The 451-nt window shown below is 63.0% G+C and carries 1 protein-coding gene; it reads right to left on the bottom strand.

Going from position 1 to position 451, the window contains the following annotated elements; genetic code table 11:
• Nucleotides 1-167: 167 nt before the first annotated feature.
• Nucleotides 168-451, bottom strand: a 284-nt coding sequence (locus tag AB1L30_RS00225; RefSeq protein ID WP_367011351.1) for a sulfatase-like hydrolase/transferase, incomplete at its 5' end; no start/stop codon positions are given.

Genomic DNA, 451 nt, shown 5'->3' with positions numbered 1-451 from the left:
GTTCGCGCACTGTTCGCAGGGTTTACCTCGGACGGGGCGTTTCACAAACATAATTCCAAGGAACAAGGAGCTCGTCCGGCAGTTGTTGAAGGGTATGTCATCAGTCGGCGACCCGCTGATAACGGGGAGGACTACGAAACTTGCTCAATTCCTCTGCCACGATATGTCTATGGCGGTTCATTTACCCCAGCTGCCCCTCTGGCCAGTTTTTTGGCGTCCCAGGCGGGGAGCTCCTCGGGCCGGGGCGTGAGCCTCGTCCCCTCGGGGATGACCTTCATCTCCAGCTGCTTCGCGTGTGTCAGCTCGCGCTGCCTGTCCCAACCGTGGTCGAATCGGCCCTTGTATCTGCCCCGCCAGTCGGCCGGGACATGGTGCGGAGCGTGGACGGCGCCGGTGCTGAAGTAGGCGAACCAGGGCCTGTCGGGGTCGGCCGCGCGGACGTTGCGGGTCC

This window comes from Bremerella sp. JC817, from assembly GCF_040718835.1.
In the GTDB taxonomy this organism is placed as follows: Bacteria; Planctomycetota; Planctomycetia; order Pirellulales; family Pirellulaceae; genus Bremerella.
The sequence above is the reverse complement of the archived record's forward strand: the minus strand, read 5'-3'. Positions and strand labels throughout refer to the sequence as shown.